14 protein-coding genes are annotated in these 15,574 nt (G+C 72.9%); all 14 read right to left on the bottom strand.

Going from position 1 to position 15,574, the window contains the following annotated elements:
- Nucleotides 1-435: 435 nt before the first annotated feature.
- Nucleotides 436-1,686: a precorrin-6y C5,15-methyltransferase (decarboxylating) subunit CbiE gene (gene cbiE / locus AC2TEW_RS14895; RefSeq protein WP_484623812.1), complete on the bottom strand. Its 1,251-nt coding sequence runs from the start codon at nucleotides 1,684-1,686 to the stop codon at nucleotides 436-438.
- Between the two features lie 189 nt (nucleotides 1,687-1,875).
- Nucleotides 1,876-2,520 carry a GNAT family N-acetyltransferase gene (locus AC2TEW_RS14890; protein ID WP_484623811.1) on the bottom strand — a complete coding sequence of 215 codons (645 nt, stop codon included), beginning with the start codon at nucleotides 2,518-2,520 and terminating at the stop codon, nucleotides 1,876-1,878.
- Between the two features lie 234 nt (nucleotides 2,521-2,754).
- The gene (locus AC2TEW_RS14885) at nucleotides 2,755-3,591 is read right to left on the bottom strand and encodes a MetQ/NlpA family ABC transporter substrate-binding protein (protein WP_484623810.1); all 837 of its coding nucleotides are present in this window, start codon (nucleotides 3,589-3,591) and stop codon (nucleotides 2,755-2,757) included.
- A gap of 103 nt (nucleotides 3,592-3,694) precedes the next feature.
- Nucleotides 3,695-4,426 (bottom strand): methionine ABC transporter permease, encoded by a 732-nt coding sequence (locus tag AC2TEW_RS14880; protein ID WP_484623892.1) that lies wholly within the window; start codon nucleotides 4,424-4,426, stop codon nucleotides 3,695-3,697.
- 8 nt (nucleotides 4,427-4,434) lie between these two features.
- Nucleotides 4,435-5,457 (bottom strand): methionine ABC transporter ATP-binding protein, encoded by a 1,023-nt coding sequence (locus AC2TEW_RS14875; protein ID WP_484623809.1) that lies wholly within the window; start codon nucleotides 5,455-5,457, stop codon nucleotides 4,435-4,437.
- A 484-nt stretch (nucleotides 5,458-5,941) separates the two neighbouring features.
- Nucleotides 5,942-6,436: a GNAT family N-acetyltransferase gene (locus tag AC2TEW_RS14870; protein ID WP_484623808.1), complete on the bottom strand. Its 495-nt coding sequence runs from the start codon at nucleotides 6,434-6,436 to the stop codon at nucleotides 5,942-5,944.
- Nucleotides 6,437-6,715: 279 nt separating this feature from the next.
- The gene (locus tag AC2TEW_RS14865) at nucleotides 6,716-7,237 is read right to left on the bottom strand and encodes an RNA polymerase sigma factor (RefSeq protein ID WP_484623807.1); all 522 of its coding nucleotides are present in this window, start codon (nucleotides 7,235-7,237) and stop codon (nucleotides 6,716-6,718) included.
- A 343-nt stretch (nucleotides 7,238-7,580) separates the two neighbouring features.
- Nucleotides 7,581-9,005 carry an argininosuccinate lyase gene (gene argH, locus AC2TEW_RS14860; protein ID WP_484623806.1) on the bottom strand — a complete coding sequence of 475 codons (1,425 nt, stop codon included), beginning with the start codon at nucleotides 9,003-9,005 and terminating at the stop codon, nucleotides 7,581-7,583.
- Between the two features lie 80 nt (nucleotides 9,006-9,085).
- The gene (locus tag AC2TEW_RS14855) at nucleotides 9,086-10,279 is read right to left on the bottom strand and encodes an argininosuccinate synthase (RefSeq protein WP_033825931.1); all 1,194 of its coding nucleotides are present in this window, start codon (nucleotides 10,277-10,279) and stop codon (nucleotides 9,086-9,088) included.
- Between the two features lie 178 nt (nucleotides 10,280-10,457).
- Nucleotides 10,458-11,006 (bottom strand): arginine repressor, encoded by a 549-nt coding sequence (locus AC2TEW_RS14850; protein WP_484623805.1) that lies wholly within the window; start codon nucleotides 11,004-11,006, stop codon nucleotides 10,458-10,460.
- Nucleotides 11,007-11,029: 23 nt separating this feature from the next.
- On the bottom strand, nucleotides 11,030-12,235 hold the full coding sequence (locus AC2TEW_RS14845; RefSeq protein ID WP_484623804.1) for an acetylornithine transaminase: 1,206 nt from the start codon (nucleotides 12,233-12,235) through the stop codon (nucleotides 11,030-11,032).
- Nucleotides 12,232-13,164, bottom strand: a complete 933-nt coding sequence (gene argB, locus AC2TEW_RS14840) for an acetylglutamate kinase (RefSeq protein WP_484623803.1) — start codon at nucleotides 13,162-13,164, stop codon at nucleotides 12,232-12,234. The genes AC2TEW_RS14845 and argB overlap by 4 nt, the downstream gene beginning before the upstream one ends.
- A 13-nt stretch (nucleotides 13,165-13,177) precedes the next feature.
- Entirely contained in the window at nucleotides 13,178-14,350 is a 1,173-nt protein-coding gene (argJ, locus tag AC2TEW_RS14835) for a bifunctional glutamate N-acetyltransferase/amino-acid acetyltransferase ArgJ (protein WP_484623802.1), read from the bottom strand.
- Nucleotides 14,347-15,375 (bottom strand): N-acetyl-gamma-glutamyl-phosphate reductase, encoded by a 1,029-nt coding sequence (gene argC / locus AC2TEW_RS14830; RefSeq protein WP_484623801.1) that lies wholly within the window; start codon nucleotides 15,373-15,375, stop codon nucleotides 14,347-14,349. Before argC ends, argJ begins: the two co-directional genes overlap by 4 nt.
- Between the last annotated feature and the right edge of the window lie 199 nt (nucleotides 15,376-15,574).

Raw genomic sequence — 15,574 nt, 5'->3', positions numbered from 1 at the left:
GGCCGTCGGCTCCGGCGCGCTGCACCCACCCCGGCGGCGCAGCGGCCCTCCCGGGCTGGCGCACCGTCAGGAACAACGACGGCCCGGGGCAACCGGCACGACCGCGCCGGAACCCTAGGGCATTCTTCCGGCCCGGCCCGCATCGCGTCGAATGCGCGCGAAATGTGTCGATGCAGGTTGCATCGCGTCAAATCGGTGCCAACCGGTCAGGATCGGACACGATCCACCGACGCGCGAAGCCCGGGGCCACCCTACCGGCCGGGGCCGACGGTCTCCCGAATCGGTGTCCGGATGCGACGTGGATCACCGTCCGGGGCGGGCCGGCCGCCCGGTGGGGGCGGTTCCGGCCTGCGGCGGGGCCGCGTCGGCCCGGGCCGGGGGCACCGTGCGGTCCGTGCGGTGCCGCCGGGCCGGGTCCGGACGGCTGAGGCCGGCTCAGCCCGCCCGGCCCCAGAGGATCAAGGTGTGGTCGGCCGGGCCGAAAGAGGGGCGGTCGCGGTCGGCGCGCGCCGGAGTGAGCGGCGCGGACTGCAGCAGTGCGCCGTCCACGCGGTAGCCCGCCGTCTCGGCGATCTGCCGGAAGTCGGCCGCCTCGGCCAGGTTCCGGGCGATCAGGACCAGGCGTCCGGGGCGGCGGGCGGCGACCGCCCGGACCAGTTCCGCGCCGCCGGACTCGATCACCACCGCGTCCGGCTCGGGCAGTCCGCCGAGCGCCTCGGGCCCCTCTCCCTGGACCACCTCGACCTCGACGGCGTGCCGGCGCGCGGCCGCGGCCGTCCGCGCCCGGGCGGCGGCCTGCGCCTGGACCGCAACCACCGCCGCGCCGAGCCGCGCGGTGTCGACGGCCAGTTCGCCGCCGGCTCCGCCGACCGTCCACACCAGGTCCCCGGGGACCGGCCCGATCCTGGCCAGCGCCAGCGCGCGGACATGCGCGGGCAGCGCGTGCTCCTCGGCCGGTGCGCCGTCGTCCGCCCCCGCACCCGCGTACGCCGGTGCGGGCAGCGCCCAGCCGTGCTCCGGCGCGGGGAAGCCCAGCGGGCGGCCGGCGAGCCAGCCGGCCGCCTCGGTGACGGTGCCGCTCAGGTGGCCGCCGATCACCAGCACCACGCTGGGGTCGCGCCAGTCGTGGTCCGGTACCCGCTCGGAGGTCAGGACGGTGACGTCCTCGTCCGGGGTGCCCAGTGCCTCGCAGACCACGAAGGTGCGGTGCACGCCGCGGAGCATCAGGGCCAGTTCGGCGGGGCCGGCGTCGGCGGTGGTGAGCACGGCGACCTTGGGGTGGGCCCGGCAGATGTTGGCGGCGCGGCGCAGCCGGCCGCCGTGCACCGACACCACCTGGGCGTCCTCCCAGGCCATCCCGGCCCGGGCGAAGGCGGTGGCGACCGAGGAGACGGCGGGCAGCACCTCGAGTTCGAGGCCGTACTCGGGCCGCCGCAGGGTCCGGACGACGCCGAAGAAGCCCGGGTCGCCCTCGGCGACGACCACGGCGGTGCCGCGGTGCTCGGCCAGCCGGTGCGCGGCGGCGGCGATGCTGCCGAGGGCGATGCGCTCGGCGCCGGCCGGCACCGGCAGTGCGTTCAGCTGGTAGGGCGCCCCCGCCACCAGGGTCGCCCCGGCGAGCGCGGAGGCCGCCGCCTCGGTGAGTGGGGTGCCGTCCCACCCGATGACCGTGATCCGGTCAGCCATCTGCGGCTGTTCTCCCTCGCCTGGTCCGCCCCGTCGCAGGGCCCGGCCGACGGTCCGCGGCGGATCGACTCGACGCCCGGAACCGTGCGGACACACACCCTCGGGCGGCCGGCCTCGGCACGCCCCAGGAGAGGCTACCGGGTGCACCGCCCGGTGTGCCCGGCGACGCCCGACCCGGTGGCCGTGCGGTCAGTCGCGGAGCAGGTGGCCCCGGTCGGCCCAGTCGGGCTCGGGGCTGTCGAGGTCTTCCGGGAGCAGGCTCCACACGATGAGGTCGCTGCGGGTCCCGGCGGCCGGCGCGGTGCGGCCGCGCTCCCCCGGGGTCCAGTCGTCCCGGACTATCCAGGCGCTGCGCAGCACGCCCTCGCTGATGCAGCCGGTCTTCTGCGCGACCTGCTGGCCGGCCGTGTTCCCGGCGGCCGTGCGCAGCTCCAGGCGGTGGAAGCCGCGGTCCTCGAACAGCCACTGGGCGACCCCGAGCACGGCCTCCGGGGCGTAGCCCTCGCCGCGCGCCCAGGGGGCGGTCACCCCGGTGATCTCGGTGGAGCGCAGCCGCCAGTCGGTGCCGCGGAGTTCGACCCGGCCGACCACCCGCTGGGTGAGGTGCTCGACGACGGTGAAGCAGATGCCCCGGCCGTCCGCGCGGCGGGCGGGGGCGTGGGTGCGGATCCACTCCAGGGCGTGGGTCTCGGTGAAGGGCTGGGGAACGGCCGTCCAGGCGTACACCTGCTCGTCGGCCATCATCGCGACCAGGCTGGGGGCGTCGGCGTCCGCGGGCGGGCGCAGCAGCAGCCGGTCGGTGCTGATGGCTGTCTCGGGGAAGCTCGCTGCCATTGCCGTCTCTCCTCGCCGGGTCGTGGACACACGGTACGCCGCGCCCCTCCTCGGGCGTGCCAGGGTACCCGCTGCCCGTCGACGGACCGTCAGGTGTGCCGCCGTTGTGGCGACGGCACGTCAGATTCGCCCCCGACGGGACCGTCTCCCCTGCATACTGCACGACCGGGCCCCCGCCGTGGTGAGGCGGGGGCCCGGTCACGGGCGTCCGGGACGCGGGGGCGGGGGTGCCGGTCAGAACGCCGGGACGACCGAGCCCTGGAAGGTGTCGGCGATGTACTTCTTCACCTCGGCGGAGTGCAGCAGCTCGGCCAGCTTCTTGACCCGCGGGTCGGCTTCGTTGCCCTTCTTGACGGCGAGGATGTTGGCGTAGGGGTTGCCCTCGGCCTTCTCCAGCAGGATCGCGTCGGTGGCGGGCTTGAGGCCGGAGTCGAGGGCGTAGTTGCCGTTGATGACCGCGGCGTCCAGGTCGTCGAGGGAGCGCGGCAGCTGGGCCGCCTCCAGCTCCTTGAACTTGAGGTTCTTCGGGTTGCTCGCGATGTCCTGGACGGTGGCGGCGGTGCCGGCGCCGCCCTTGAGGGTGATGACGTTGTTGTCGGCGAGCAGCTTGAGCGCCCGGCCCTCGTTGGTGGCGTCGTTGGGGACGCCGACCTGGGCGCCGTCCTTGAGGTCGCCGATGGCCTTGGCCTTCTTGGAGTAGACGCCGAGCGGCTCGAGGTGGACCGGCTCGACCGAGACGATGCTCGTGCCGTTCTTCTGGTTGAAGTCCTCGAGGTAGGGCACGTGCTGGAAGTAGTTGGCGTCCGCGGAGCCGTCCTGAACGGCCGTGTTGGGGGTGACGTAGTCGCTGACCACCTTGATGTTCAGCTTGAGGCCCGCCTTCTCGGCCAGGTTGTCCTTCACGTACTGGAGGATCTGGGCGTGCGGGGTGGGGCTGGCGACCACGGTCAGCGCCTTGTTCGGGTCGGCGGAGGCGCCGGCCGGCGAGGAGCCGGAGCTGCTGCAGGCGGCGAGCGACAGGGCGAGGCCGGCGGTGGCGAGGACGGTGGTGGTCTTCAGGACGTTACGCACGAAAAGTGCCTTTCTGCGGGGTTGCGGTCGGCCGCCCGGACCGTGGACGACGGGACGGGTGCGGCCGGGTTCTCGCCGGGCCCGGGGTGGGGCCGCGGCGGGGTCAGGGGGCGACGGGCTCGTCGACGGAGGGGGTGCCGCGGCGGCCGAACAGGGAGCCGAGCGGGCTGCGGTGGGTGCCGCGGTGGGAGAGCCGGCGGGCGGTCCGGTCGCCGATCAGCTGGAGCGCGGTCACGATGACCACCAGCTCGGCGATGATCACCCACATGAAGGTGGTCTGGAAGCGCAGGTAGCCGTAGCGGTAGGCGAGGTCGCCGAGGCCGCCGCCGCCGACCACGCCCGCCATCGCGGAGAAGCCGATCAGGGCGATCACCGTGGTGACGGCCGAGGCGACCAGCGCGGGCAGCGCCTCCGGCAGGAGCACCTTGCGGACGGTCGTCCAGGTCGAGCCGCCCATCGACTGGACGGCCTCGACCAGGCCGGGGTCGACCTCGCGGACGGAGGTCTCGACCAGCCGGGCGAAGAACGGGATGGCGCCCACCGTGAGCGGCACCGTCGCCGCCTGCCACCCGATGCTGGTGCCGGCGATCAGCTTGGTGAAGCTCGCCAGCGCCACGATCAGGATGATGAACGGCAGCGAGCGGCCGATGTTGACCACGGCGCCGACCACCCGGTTCAGCGGGCGGTTCTCCAACTGGCCGCCGCGGTCCGTGAGCACCAGGAGCAGGCCCACCGGCAGACCGAGGATCACGGTGGCGGCCGAGGCGACGCCGACCATCTGGAGGGTCTCCCAGGTGGCGGGCCACATCAGGTCCTGCATCTGGTCCCAGGTCAGGGTGTTGCTCATGCCGCTGCTCCGTTCGTCGCCACCACGTCCACCTGGAGGCCCTGCTCGCGCAGGAAGCCGATCGGCACCACGTTGTCCTGGTGCCCGCCGGGCAGTTCGACCCGCATCCGGCCGACCATCCGGCCCGCGATGGTCTCGACCGCGGCGCCGAGGATGTTGATGTCGATCTGGTAGGTGCGGGCCAGCTGGGAGATGAACGGCTGGGCCGGGGTGTCGCCCTGGAAGGTGACCTCCACGACGGTGTGGCCGGGGTGGCCGGAGCCGAAGTCGCCGAGCGGGAAGAGGTCCCGGGCGAGCTGGGAGCCCTCGGTGGCGAGCAGGTCGGTCAGGGCGCCGGACTCGACCACCCGGCCGCCGCGCATCAGGGCGGCGGAGTCGCAGACGGACTTGATGACGTCCATCTCGTGGGTGATCAGCAGCACGGTGAGGCCGAGTTGCCGGTTGAGGTCGCGCAGCAGCCCGAGGATCGAGCGGGTGGTCTCCGGGTCGAGCGCCGAGGTGGCCTCGTCGGAGAGCAGCACCTTGGGGTCGCCGGCCAGCGCACGGGCGATGCCGACCCGCTGCTTCTGGCCGCCGGAGAGCTGGCCCGGGTAGTTGCGGGCCTTGTCGGCGAGGCCGACCAGGTCCAGCAGTTCGGCCGCGCGGCGGCGGCGCTGGGTGCGGTCCTGGCCGATGATCTCCAGCGGCAGTTCGACGTTCTCCTGCACGGTGCGCGAGGAGAGCAGGTTGAAGTGCTGGAACACCATGCCGATCCGGCGGCGGGCCTCGCGGAGTTCACGGCCGGGCCGGTGCTCGCTGCCGGACAGCGCGGTGAGGTCGAGGCCGTCCACGGTGACGGTGCCGGAGCTGGGCCGCTCCAGCATGTTGACGCAGCGGATGAGGGTGGACTTGCCGGCGCCGCTGGTGCCGACGACTCCGTAGACCTCTCCCTCGCGGACGTGCAGGTCGACGCCGTCGAGGGCGGTGACCTCGCGGCCGCCGGAGCGGTAGACCTTCCTGAGGTCCTTGGTGGTGATCACAGCTGCTTCCGTTGTTCGTGGGCGGACGGCTTTTCGGCCGGCACGCCGGAGGCGGTCAGCGGCATGCCGGGCACGCCGGTGCAGGTGAAGAGGGGGGTTCGGTACGCGCCCCACGGCGGCGACGGCCACCGGGAGGGCGGCGACGCACGGGAACACGGCCCTGGCGGGTCATCAGTGACCGGCGGGCGGACACGCCGGTGACGGCGTGCGGGGAGTTACTCGCTTCGGGGCGCGAGCGCAGGGACGGTGGCCCTCAGCGGCGACACATTCGACGGCACATGCATCGCTCACCTGCCGGCACGGTGCCGGTGGGGGTGCATTTCGTCGTCGCAGTCATACGAGCAAGTAAATCAGACATATGGGCACAGTCCCAATGAACAGGACCCGCTGTCCGGAATGCGGACACGAGCCTTGTGCCGCAAGGCCGACGGCGCCCGACTCCGGTGGAGTGGGGCGCCGTCGGCGGGCCGGGAACGGCCGGGGATCAGGCTGCGAGCGAGGTCGCGACCGGCTTCTCCATGGTCACGATGCTCAGCCGGCGGGAGACCTCCCGCACGGCGGTCTGGCGGTACCCCTGGCGGGCGTACAGGCGCAGGTTGGCCAGGCTGCGGTGACCGGAGAACAGCTCGAACCCGCGCACCGCGTGCTCGGCGCTCAGCCGGAGCTCGACCGCGTCCAGCAGCCGGCGGCCCAGCCCGTGCCGCTGGATCCGCGGGTGCACCACCAGCCGGCCGATGTGGCCGACACCCTGCTCGTCGACCCAGCCGCGTACCGTGCCGACCACCTCCTCGCCGAGGCGCGCCACCAGCACGTGCCGCTCGGCGATCTCCTCCCGCAGGCTGTCCAGGCTCTGGGTCAGCGGATCGATCGTCCAGTCCGAGTACAGCTCGGCCTCGCTCTGGTACCCGAGGTACTGCAGCTTGAGGATCTGCTCCGCGTCCTGCTCGGTCGCCGCCGAGATGCTCACACTCATGCCCATGTACGGGGCCTCCCCATGGATCGTGCCCGGCGCGACGAGTGAGGGTCTCGCACCGGCCGCCTACCGAGGTGTGCCCGGACGGGGATCGGCCCGGTCCGGGGGAAAGCGCTGCTCCGGTCCCTCCGGACGACATCACCGCCCGCCTGGCCCGGATCAGCGCTCACGCTCAGTATCCGGAACGGCGGACGACCGTCAAGAGCGACGTTCGCCACCGCTCTACCCAGCGGTCGACCGCCCTCAACCTTCCGGACGCCCGACGTGTCGAGCATCACTCGACCTTCACCGGAGCCGCACAGCGCCCGGGTCCGTGTGGGGGTCCGGGTCCCAGTCCGCACTCCGGGCCGCGAGCAGCGCCCGCAGGCAGCCCAGGCACCGGGAGCGGGTCGGGCCGAGCGAGCCGCGCGGCACGCCGAGGCGCTCGGACAGCTGCCGGTACGACAGCTCCGGCGACTGGGCCAGCGCCGCCAGCAGGGCGGGGCAGCGGCCGGGAAGCGCGGCCAGGGCCCGCCGGACGGCCCGGTGGAGCTCGGTCCTGGCGAGCTGCTCCGCCGGTCCGAGGTGACGCTGGGTCACCACGGGCACCGGCGTCTCCACCACCCGCTCACGCGCGGCCAGCACCGCCCGTACCGCCAGCCCCCGCAGCCACGCCCCCGGGCGGGCCGGCAGCCCGCGCGTCCGCGCCCGCTCCACGACCCCCAGCCAGACCGACTGCTCCAGGTCCTCGGCGTCCACCCGGCACCCGCGCGCCAGCACGGCGACGAACGGCACCACCTCGGGTCGGAGTTCAGCAACGGGGATCACACCCCTATGACCGCACCACTCCCCCGCACCGACACGGCCCCCACCGGGGGACCACCCGTTCGGGTGCACTGCAGGAGGCGCTGGGGGGCAACCCTGGCCGAAGGCCGGGGGCGGAACGCGCGGGGGCGGAAACGTGCCTGGCGGTACCCCGGCAACGGCGAGCAACAACCACCCGCCGTCGCCGACCGACCCCAAGCACGCTTCCGCCGCCGCGCAGTTCCTCGCGCCCCTGAAAAACCCCACCCGCCGGACACACCTCAAGGGGGCGCTGGGGGGGCAACCCTGGCCGAAGGCCGAGGGTGCCCCCAGCGCTCCTGAAGTCACCCGCCCCGGAGGGTTGGGGTCAGGCGGTGGTCCAGTCCTGCTGGTGGGCCAGGTCTGCCTTGATCTCGGCGAGTTGGGTGGCCACCGCGCTCGGGGCGGTGCCGCCGCGGCCGTTGCGGGAGGCGATGGCGCCGTGGACGCTGAGGACGGAGCGGACCTCGGGGGTGAGGTGCCCGGAGATCTCGGCGAACTGCTGGTCCGTCAGGTCGGCCAGCTCGATGCCCTGGGCCTCGCAGACCTTGACGCAGGCGCCGGCGACCTCGTGCGCGACCCGGAACGGGACGCCCTGCTTGACCAGCCACTCGGCGATGTCGGTGGCCAGCGAGAACCCGGCCGGGGCCAGCTCCTCGAGCCGGTCGCGGTGGACCGTGAGGGTGGCCATCATGCCGGTGAAGGCCGGCAGCAGGACCTCCAGGGTGTCGCAGGAGTCGAAGACCGGCTCCTTGTCCTCCTGGAGGTCGCGGTTGTACGCGAGCGGCAGCGCCTTGAGGGTGGCCAGCAGGCCGGTGAGGTTGCCGATCAGGCGGCCGGACTTGCCCCGGGCGAGCTCGGCGATGTCGGGGTTCTTCTTCTGCGGCATGATCGACGAGCCGGTGGAGAAGGCGTCGTGCAGCGTGATGAAGCCGAACTCCTTGGTGTTCCAGATGATCACCTCTTCCGCGATCCGGGAGAGGTTGATCCCGATCATCGCGGTGACGAAGGCGAACTCGGCCACGAAGTCCCGGGAGGCGGTGCCGTCGATCGAGTTGCCGACCGAGCCGCGCTCGAAGCCCAGCTCCGCGGCGACCGCCTCCGGGTCGAGGCCGAGCGAGGAGCCGGCCAGCGCCCCGGAGCCGTACGGGGAGACGGCGGTGCGGGTGTCCCACTGGCGCAGCCGCTCGGCGTCCCGGCCGAGGGCCTGCACGTGCGCGAGGACGTGGTGGGCGAAGAGCACGGGCTGGGCGTGCTGGAGGTGGGTGCGGCCCGGCATCGCGGTTTCGGGGTGGGCCTCGGCGAGACCGACCAGGGCGTGCTGGAGGTCGAGCAGCAGCCCACCGATGATCTTCGCGTGGTCGCGCAGGTACATCCGGAACAGGGTGGCGATCTGGTCGTTGCGCGAGCGTCCGGCCCGGAGCTTTCCGCCGAGGTCGGGGCCGAGCCGCTCCAGCAGGCCGCGTTCCAGCGCGGTGTGCACGTCCTCGTCGGCGACGGTGCCGGTGAAGGTGCCCGCCTCGACGTCGGCGAGCAGCCGGTCGAGGCCGGCGAGCATGCCGCTCAGCTCCTCGTCGCCGAGCAGGCCGGCCTTGTGCAGCACCTTGGCGTGCGCCTTGGAACCGGCGATGTCGTACGGGGCGAGGCGCCAGTCGAAGTGCACCGAGGCGGAGAGCCTGGCCAGGGCCTCGGAGGGGCCGTCGGCGAATCGCGCGCCCCAGAGGCGGACGTCGGCGGGCTGGTCGGCGGGCATCGCTCGGGCTCCTTCAGCTGTGCGGCGGTAGGGGTGGTCCCGGCTGCCGGGGGTGACAGCCGGGACCGGGGAGGGGTGGCTCAGGCCAGGTCGCGCCGGGCCGCGATCTTCGAGGAGAGGCCGAAGATCTCGATGAAGCCCTTGGACATCGACTGGTCGAAGGTGTCGCCGGTGTCGTAGGTGGCGAGGTTGAAGTCGTACAGCGACTGGTCGGACTTGCGGCCGTTGACCACGGCCCGGCCGCCGTGCAGGACCAGCCGGATGTCGCCGGAGACGGACTGGTTGGCCTCGTTCACGAAGCCGTCCAGGGCCCGCTTGAGCGGGGAGAACCACAGGCCGTCGTAGACCAGCTCGGCCCAGCGCTGCTCGACCTGCCGCTTGTAGCGGGCCAGCTCGCGCTCGACGGTGACGTTCTCCAGGGCCTGGTGGGCGGTGATCAGGGTGATCGCGCCGGGGGCCTCGTAGATCTCACGGGACTTGATGCCGACGAGGCGGTCCTCGACCATGTCGAGCCGGCCGATGCCCTGGGCGCCGGCGCGCTTGTTGAGCTCCTCGATGGCCTGGAGCACGGTGACCTTGCGGCCGTCGATGGCGACCGGGACGCCGGCCTCGAAGGTGATGACCACCTCGTCGGCCTCGCGCGGGGTGGCCGGGTTCTGGGTGTACTCGTAGACGTCCTCGATCGGGGCGTTCCAGATGTCCTCCAGGAAGCCGGTCTCCACGGCCCGCCCGAAGACGTTCTGGTCGATCGAGTACGGCGACTTCTTGGTGGTGGCGATCGGCAGGCCCTTGGCCTCGGCGAAGGCGATGGCCTTGTCCCGGGTCATCGCGTAGTCGCGGACCGGGGCGATGCACTTCAGGCCGGGGGCCAGCGAGTTGATGCCGACCTCGAAGCGGACCTGGTCGTTGCCCTTGCCGGTGCAGCCGTGGGCGACCGTGGTGGCGCCGTGCTTCTGGGCGGCGGCGACCAGGTGCTTGACGATGGTCGGCCGGGACAGCGCGGAGACCAGCGGGTACTGGCCCTGGTAGAGGGCGTTGGCCTTGAGCGCCGGCAGGCAGTACTCGTCGGCGAACTCCTCGCGGGCGTCCGCGACCTCGGCCTCGACCGCGCCGCAGTCCAGCGCGCGCTGGCGGATCTTCTCCAGGTCCTCGCCGCCCTGGCCGACGTCGACGGCGACGGCGATGACCTCGGCGCCGGTCTCCTCGGCGATCCAGCCGATGCAGACGGACGTGTCCAGACCGCCCGAGTAGGCGAGTACGACGCGCTCGGTCACGGCTTTCTCCTTCACAAAGGGGTGCGTACAGGGCAGGGGATCGTGCTGTGCGGTTCCCATGCGGCGTTAGGCATAAGTATGCATCACTGCGTATGAAACGCCAAACCCCGTTTCCGGGGCCGCACGGTACGGGCGGGGATTCCTCCGGGAACCGGCCGTCGGCCGGCCCCGGAGCGGTCTACTGGACCTTGGCCTGGGCCAGCTGCATCAGGTGGTCGGCCAGCGCCTGGCCGCCGGCCGGGTCGCGGCTGATCAGCAGCACGGTGTCGTCGCCGGCGATGGTGCCGATCACCTCGTACACCTCCGCCGCGTCGATCGCCGAGGCGAGGAACTGCGCGGCCCCCGGCGGGGTGCGCAGCACCACCAGGTTGCCGGAGGCGGTGGCGGAGACCATGAGCTCGCCCGCCAGCCGGGCCATCCGGCCCTCGCTGGCGGACTCGCCCATCGGCGCGCGCGGCGTACGGTCGCCGCCCTCGGCCGGGACGGCGTAGATGAGCGCGCCGTCCCGGTTGCGGATCTTGACCGCGCCCAGCTCGTCCAGGTCCCGGGAGAGGGTGGCCTGGGTGACCACCAGTCCGTCGTCGGCCAGCAGTTTGGCGAGCTGGCTCTGCGAGCGGACCGGCTGACGTGTCAGCAGGTCCACGATCCGCCGGTGGCGCGCGGTGCGGGTCTGCGGGACCTGCGGCGTCGGCCCGGCGGCGGACTGGTCGAAGTTGGGTGCGGTCATACGATGATTCTCCTGGACTGGGCTCAGCTGTTCGCGTCGGGGGCGGACTCCCGCACCGACCGGAGGATCTCCGGCAGGGCGGCCAGGAAGCTGTCCGCCTCCTGCTCGGTGAGCACCAGCGGCGGCACCAGCCGGACGGCGTCCGGCACCGCCGCGTTCACCAGGAACCCGGCCTGCTGCGCGGCGGCCTGGACCCGGGCCGAGACCGGCGCGGTCAGCACGATGCCGAGCAGCAGCCCGCTGCCGCGCACATGGGCCACCAGCGGGTCGCCGATCGCCTCCACGCCCTGCCGGATCCGCTCGCCGACCTTGGCGACGTGCTCCAGCAGGCCCTGGGACTCGATGGTGTCCAGCACCGCCAGGCCCGCCGCCGCGACCACCGGGTTTCCGCCGAAGGTGGTGCCGTGGTGGCCCGGGTGGAGCAGTTCGGCGGCCGGGCCGAAGGCGATGGCGGCGCCGATCGGCAGGCCGCCGCCGAGCCCCTTGGCCAGGGTGACGATGTCCGGGTCGGCGCCCTCGACGGCCTGGTGGGCGAACCAGTGGCCGGTCCGGCCGATGCCGGTCTGGATCTCGTCCAGGACCAGCAGGGTGCCGGTGGCCCGGGTGATCTCGCGGGCGGCCCGCAGGTAGCCGTCGGGCAGCGGGACCGCGCCGTTCTCGCCCTGGATCGGCTCCAGGAAGACGGCGGCGGTGTCGGTGGTGACGGCCGCCCGCAGCGCCTCGACGTCGCCGAACGGCACATGGGTGACATCGCCGGGCAGCGGGCGGAACGGGTCCTGCTTGGCGGGCTGCGCGGTGAGCGCCAGCGCGCCCATGGTGCGGCCGTGGAAGGCGCCCTGCACCGAGACCAGGTGGGTCCGGCCGGTCAGCCGGCTGATCTTGAAGGCGGCCTCGTTGGCCTCCGCGCCGGAGTTGCAGAAGAACACCCGGCCGTCGCGGCCGGACAGCTGGAGCAGCCGCTCGGCGAGCCGGACGGTCGGCTCCGCGATGAACAGGTTGGACACGTGCCCGAGGGTGGAGATCTGGCCGGTGACCGCCTCGACCACGGCCGGGTGGGCGGTGCCGAGCGCGTTGACCGCGATCCCGCCGACCAGGTCCAGGTACTCCTTGCCGTCGGCGTCCCAGAACCGCGAGCCGGCGCCGCGGACCAGCGGGATCCGCGGGGTGCCGTAGTTGTCCATCAGCGCGTGCTGCCACCGCTCGGTGATGCCGCTGTTGCCGCCGGTCATGCCAGTCCCCCCAGTACGGGCGCCTCGTCGTCGGGGACGACCATGGTGCCGATGCCTTCGTCGGTGAAGATCTCCAGGAGCAGGCTGTGCTGCACCCGTCCGTCCAGGACGCGGGCGGTGCCGACGCCGGAGCGCACGGCCCGCAGGCAGCCCTCCATCTTGGGGAGCATGCCGGTCGCCAGGGTCGGCAGCATCTCCTCCAGCTCGGTGCCGGTGAGCCTGCTGATCACGTCGTCGGAGCCCGGCCAGTCCCGGTAGAGGCCCTCGACGTCGGTCAGGATGACCAGCATCTCGGCGCCGAGCGCGACCGCCAGCGCGGCGGCCGCGGTGTCGGCGTTGATGTTGTAGACGTGGCCGTCGGCGCCGCGCGCGATCGAGGAGATGACCGGGATCCGGCCGTCGCCGATCAGCGCCTTCACCGCGCCCGCCTCGATGTTGACGATGTCGCCGACCAGGCCGATGTCGACCTGCTCGCCCGCCACCACCGCGTACCGCTTGACCGCGGTCATGGTGTGCGCGTCCTCGCCGGTCATGCCGACCGCGAACGGGCCGTGCTCGTTGAGCAGCCCGACCAGCTCGCGCTGGACCTGGCCCGCCAGCACCATCCGCACCACGTCCATGGTCTCCGGGGTGGTGACCCGCAGCCCGGCGGTGAAGGACGACTCCAGGCCGAGCTTCTCCAACTGGGCGTTGATCTGCGGGCCGCCGCCGTGGACCACGACCGGGTGCAGTCCGGCGTAGCGCAGGAAGACCACGTCCTGGGCGAAGGCCGCCTTGAGTTCGTCGTCGACCATGGCGTTGCCGCCGAACTTGATCACGATGGTCTTGCCGTGGAAGCGCTCCAGCCAGGGCAGCGCCTCGATCAACGTGCGCGCCTTGGGCAACGCGGTGTTGTTGCGGGCCTGTTCGCCCTTGGGTGCGATCTGCACGATGTCCCCCGGATCAGGTCGAGTAGGCGCTGTTCTCATGGACGTAGTCTGCGGTCAGGTCGTTGGTCCAGACAGTGACCGCGAATTGACCGGCCTTCAGATCGGCGGTGATGACCACCTCGCGGTCCTTCATCGAGACCAGCGAGCGGTCCTCTCCGACGCTGCCGTCGCGGCAGACCCAGACGCCGTTGATGGCGACGTCCAGCCGGTCCGGGTCGAAGGCGGCCCGGGTGGTGCCGATCGCGGCCAGCACCCGGCCCCAGTTGGGGTCCTCGCCGTGGATGGCGCACTTGAGCAGGTTGTTTCGGGCCACCGTGCGGGCGACCTCGACGGCCTCCTCCTCGGTGGCCGCGTTGACGACGTCGATCCGGATGTCCTTGCTCGCGCCCTCGGCGTCGCCGATCAGCATCCGGGCCAGCTCGCCGCAGACGCTCTGCACGGCCTCGGTGAACTCGTCCCGGTCCGGGACCACTTCACTGGCGCCGGAGGCGAGCAGCAGTACGGTGTCGTTGGTCGACATGCAGCCGTCGGAGTCGATCCGGTCGAAGGTGGTGCGGGTGGCGGCGCGCAGCACCGCGTCCAGCTCGGGCGCCTCGACGGCGGCGTCCGTGGTGATCACCACCAGCATGGTGGCGAGGCCCGGCGCGAGCATGCCCGCGCCCTTGGCCATGCCGCCGACGGTCCAGCCGGCCGGGCTGGCGACCTGGGCGGTCTTGTGGACGGTGTCGGTGGTCTTGATGGCGATGGCGGCGGCCTCGCCGCCGTCGGCGGAGAGTGCGGCGACGGCCTGCTCGACGCCGGGCAGCAGCAGGTCCATCGGCAGCCGCTCGCCGATCAGGCCGGTGGAGCAGACCGCGACCTCGCCGGCGCCGGTGGCGAGCTGCTCGGCCACCTTCTCGGCGGTGGCGTGGGTGTCCTGGAAGCCCAGCGGGCCGGTGCAGGCGTTGGCGCCACCGGAGTTGAGGACGACGGCGGTGAGCCGGCCGGCCTTCAGCACCTGCTCGGACCAGAGCACCGGTGCGGCCTTGACCCGGTTGGAGGTGAAGACGCCGGCGGCGGCGAAGGCGGGACCGTCGTTGACCACCAGGGCCAGGTCGGGCGTGCCGGAGGCCTTGATGCCGGCGGTCACGCCGGCGGCCCGGAAGCCCTTCGCGGCGGTGACGCCCGCGCTCTGATGGTCGGTCACGGTGCGACTCCGTTCAGCGGAAGGCCCAGCTCCTCGGGGAGCCCGAGGGCGATGTTCATGCTCTGCACCGCGCCGCCTGCGGTGCCCTTGACCAGGTTGTCGATGGCGCTGATCGCGATCACCCGGCCGGCGTGCTCGTCCAGGGCGACCTGGACCAGCGCGGCGTTGGAACCGTAGACCGAGCTGGTCTGCGGCCACTGCCCCTCGGGCAGCAGGTGGACGAACGGCTCACCGGCGAAGGCCTCGGCGTACGCGGCGCGCAGCGAGGCGGCGGTGGTACCGGGCTTCGCCTTCGCACTGCAGGTGGCCAGGATGCCGCGCGGCATCGGGGCGAGGGTGGGGGTGAAGGAGACGGTGATCTCCTCACCCGCCACCGGGCCGAGGTTCTGCGCCATCTCGGGGGTGTGCCGGTGGCCGCCGCCGACGCCGTACGGGCTCATCGAGCCCATCACCTCGCTGCCGAGCAGGTGCGCCTTGACCGCCTTGCCGGCGCCGGAGGTGCCGGAGGCGGCCACCACGACGGCCTCGGGCTCGACCAGCCGCGCCGCGTAGGCGGGGAACAGTGCGAGGGAGACGGCGGTCGGGTAGCAGCCGGGGACGGCGATCCGCTTGGCGCCCTTGAGCGCGGCGCGGTGGCCGGGCAGCTCCGGCAGGCCGTACGGCCAGGTGCCGGCGTGCGGCGAGCCGTAGAACTTCTCCCAGGTGGCGGCGGACTTCAGCCGGAAGTCGGCGCCGCAGTCGACCACCAGCACGTCCTCGCCGAGCGCCTCGGCGACGGCGGCGGACTGGCCGTGCGGCAGCCCGAGGAAGACGATGTCGTGGCCGGCCAGCACCTCGGTGGTGGTGGGCTCCAGGACGCGGTCGGCCAGCGGGAGCAGGTGCGGCTGGAGCGTGCCGAAGCGCGCCCCCGCGTTGGAGCCTCCGGTCAGCGCACCGATCTCGATCTCGGGGTGGCCGAGCAGCAGGCGCAGCACCTCGCCCCCCGCGTACCCGCTGGCGCCGGCGACGGCGACTCGCAAAGCCATGGCTTTCCTCTCTCGAACTTGGCATGAATATACGCAGCTCGGAACATTCATGCAAGAAGCCCCTTGTAAGGGTACCCTAACTTGAGAATGGGGGTGCCCGGTAACCGGCGGGTCCGGTGCGGCTCAGCCTCGGGTGCGCAGGTGGCCCGTCTGCTGCGCGGCCGCGTCCGCACGGTGAACGCGGCCCGGCCACCGGGCA

The organism is Kitasatospora sp. NEAU-CNBT7 (assembly GCF_057220535.1).
Note: the sequence above shows the minus strand (reverse complement) of the source record. Positions and strands in the feature narration are given on the sequence as shown.

Bases quoted from the DNA above. Each gene is read 5' to 3' on its own strand.
- AC2TEW_RS14870 (WP_484623808.1), bottom strand. From the start codon at position 6,436: ATGGGCATGAGTGTGAGCATCTCGGCGGCGACCGAGCAGGACGCGGAG.
- argH (WP_484623806.1), bottom strand. From the start codon at position 9,005: ATGCCCGCCGACCAGCCCGCCGACGTCCGCCTCTGGGGCGCGCGATTC.
- AC2TEW_RS14845 (WP_484623804.1), bottom strand. From the start codon at position 12,235: ATGACCGGCGGCAACAGCGGCATCACCGAGCGGTGGCAGCACGCGCTG.
- AC2TEW_RS14850 (WP_484623805.1), bottom strand. From the start codon at position 11,006: ATGACCGCACCCAACTTCGACCAGTCCGCCGCCGGGCCGACGCCGCAG.
- argC (WP_484623801.1), bottom strand. From the start codon at position 15,375: ATGGCTTTGCGAGTCGCCGTCGCCGGCGCCAGCGGGTACGCGGGGGGC.
- cbiE (WP_484623812.1), bottom strand. From the start codon at position 1,686: ATGGCTGACCGGATCACGGTCATCGGGTGGGACGGCACCCCACTCACC.
- AC2TEW_RS14890 (WP_484623811.1), bottom strand. From the start codon at position 2,520: ATGGCAGCGAGCTTCCCCGAGACAGCCATCAGCACCGACCGGCTGCTG.